At 43.3% G+C, this 2,490-nt stretch carries 3 protein-coding genes; all 3 read left to right on the top strand.

The window, feature by feature from the left end:
* Positions 1 to 119 precede the first annotated feature (119 nt).
* Genes BKH46_RS04740 through BKH46_RS09470 form a run of 3 tightly spaced genes read left to right on the top strand, consistent with a single transcriptional unit; the run spans position 120 to position 2,433 of the window.
* Positions 120 to 1,481, top strand: a complete 1,362-nt coding sequence (locus tag BKH46_RS04740; protein ID WP_095225695.1) for an FAD-dependent oxidoreductase — start codon at positions 120 to 122, stop codon at positions 1,479 to 1,481.
* Between the two features lie 44 nt (positions 1,482 to 1,525).
* Positions 1,526 to 2,071, top strand: coding sequence for an adenylyl-sulfate kinase (locus tag BKH46_RS04735; RefSeq protein ID WP_095225694.1), 546 nt, complete (start codon positions 1,526 to 1,528; stop codon positions 2,069 to 2,071).
* Positions 2,072 to 2,097: 26 nt separating this feature from the next.
* Entirely contained in the window at positions 2,098 to 2,433 is a 336-nt protein-coding gene (locus BKH46_RS09470) for a hypothetical protein (RefSeq protein ID WP_172402562.1), read from the top strand.
* The last annotated feature ends 57 nt before the right edge of the window (positions 2,434 to 2,490 follow it).

Raw genomic sequence — 2,490 nt, 5'->3', positions numbered from 1 at the left:
GAAAATGAGATTTTAGACCCTATCTCTAGTTTGCAAAGCTCTTTATTTCTAAAACTCCCGCATTGGCAACCTAAAATCTCTCTTGAAGTAGGTATCAAGCAGACTTTTGGAGGGCGCCAATGAAAAGAGATGGGATAAAAAGAATTGCAGTTTTGGGCGCAGGGATCGCTGGTATCTCTGCAGCTTTCCACGCCAAAGAAAAATACCCGCAAGCCCAAGTGGTGATTTATGAAAAAGAATCCACTTGGGGTGGTCTGTGTGGGGGATTTGAGATCGATTCGTATTTAGGGAAATTTTGGTTTGATAACTTCGTGCATCTCTCTTTCACGCAAGACCCCTATACCCAAAACACCTTCCATCACTCTGCCCTACCCATACGCCATACTCCCAACCCCATCAATTATTACCAAAATTTCTGGATCAAGCACCCCGCGCAAAACAATCTCTACCCCCTCCCCACTCAAATTAAAGTCCAAGCTATTGAAGATATGATTAAAAATACCTACCCCCCCCCACTTGACAAAGAAGCTATCAACGACTTTGAAACTTGGCTCAAACACCAATATGGCGAGTTTTTTGCCGAGCATTTCCCGATGGTATATACACGCAAGTATTGGACACTTGAAGCAAAAGACCTCAGCAGCACTTGGGTAGGGAGCAGACTCTATTGCCCCAACATACAAGAAGTGCTCTATGGTGCGATGAGCGAAGACACGCCTTGCACTTACTATGCCCAAGAGCAGAGATACCCCCAAAGAGGGCAATACCGATCCTTTTTCCAATCACTCATGGCACAATGTCTTATCCACTACGACCATCAAGTCACCCAAATTGATATGGATACCCATACGCTGAGTTTCAAAGACAAACCCTCGCAATCCTTTGACAAGCTCATCTCCACGCTCCCCTTGCCTATTGTCCCTGATCTCCTTACCTCCTGCCCGCAAGAAATCCTCACAGCCAAAAAAGACCTCTTTGCCACTTCAGGGATCATCATCTCACTAGGCTTTAACAAACAAATTCCGATGAAAAATCTCTGGTTTTATATCTATGACACAGATATCTTGCCCGCAAGAGTCTATAGCCCCTCAAACAAAAGCCCAGCAAACGCCCCTAAGGGCACTAGCAGCTTGCAAGCTGAAATATATTTTTCACGCGCCAAAGAAGCAAACGCACTCCATAAAGACCTAGCCCATCTTAGTAAACCCCAAATAGAAAGCTATCTCCTAGAGCACACAATCAATCAATTTATCCATATGGGGCTATGCCAAAGAGAAGATATTATCGCTACAGATGTGCGCACACTCCCCTTTGCTAATGTCGTATTCACCCATCACATGGAAGAAAAGCGTCAGATTGTGCGGGATTATCTCCAGCAATTAGGTATCATCTCTTGTGGGCGCTTTGGTGAATGGGAATATTTCTGGAGCGATCAGAGCTTCATAAGTGGCAAAAAGGCAGGGGAGTCCATAGAATTTTGAGCAAAACAAGCTATAATACGCAAAATTATATAAAAGTGAGATAGATGGTAGAAAATGGCTGGGTGATCTGGATCAATGGACTTGCAGGGAGCGGGAAAAGCACAATAGGCAAACATCTATACGACAAGCTCAAGCCAAGCCTCCCAAATTTAGTTTATTTAGATGGTGATGGCTTCAGAGAGCTCTTCGGACACCACCACCACGATAAACAATCGCGTATCCAAGTCGCGCACAAACGCGCTGATCTATGCCATTTCCTCTCTTCTCAAGGTATCCATATCATCGCAACAACCATATCGCTTTTTGATGAAATCTATCGATACAATCGCGAGAAATTCACCCACTACCTTGAAATCTACATACAATGCGAACTCAAAGAGCTCATCAAACGCGATCAAAAAAACCTCTACACACAAGCACTCCAATCACAAATCAAAGATGTTGTCGGTATCGATATCCCCTATGACACGCCACAATCTGACCTCATCATCGACAACAACACCCTCACAGATCTTGATAAAAAAACACAAACCATCATCGACTTCCTCAAGACCAAAAATATCTTCTCTTTGGATACAAACCCCTCCTAACCCAACTTCTAACCCCAAGGAAAGCAATGCAAAAACTCAAAAACCTCTTCTCTAGGCTTTATCACAAAGAATTCAAGCAAATCGCCCTCTCATTAGGCACACGCCTGCCTGCTTGCTTGTTTGAACCCTTGCCCTTACCCCAAAGCTATGCATTTTTTGTCATCGGCACACACGGCGTGGGTATGCACTCATTGCTGTATTTTCTCTCGCTCTGTAAAGCTGCCCCCCCCCACCCCCCCCCCCCCCACAAAAAAAAAAAAAAAAAAAGAAACGGGGGTTTTTTTAACCACAAAACCAAAAAAAAAAAAAAAAAACACCCCAAAAAAAAACACACCAACAAAAAAAAAAAAAACACACAATAAAAACAAAAAAAAAAAAAAACAAAAAAACCAACAAAACAACAACCACCCCCACCAAAA

Origin of the sequence: Helicobacter sp. 12S02634-8, assembly GCF_002272865.1 — a bacterium.
Taxonomy (GTDB): domain Bacteria; phylum Campylobacterota; class Campylobacteria; order Campylobacterales; family Helicobacteraceae; genus Helicobacter_J.
The sequence above is the reverse complement of the archived record's forward strand: the minus strand, read 5'-3'. Positions and strand labels throughout refer to the sequence as shown.

Bases quoted from the DNA above. Each gene is read 5' to 3' on its own strand.
- BKH46_RS04735 (WP_095225694.1), top strand. From the start codon at position 1,526: ATGGTAGAAAATGGCTGGGTGATCTGGATCAATGGACTTGCAGGGAGC.
- BKH46_RS09470 (WP_172402562.1), top strand. From the start codon at position 2,098: ATGCAAAAACTCAAAAACCTCTTCTCTAGGCTTTATCACAAAGAATTC.
- BKH46_RS04740 (WP_095225695.1), top strand. From the start codon at position 120: ATGAAAAGAGATGGGATAAAAAGAATTGCAGTTTTGGGCGCAGGGATC.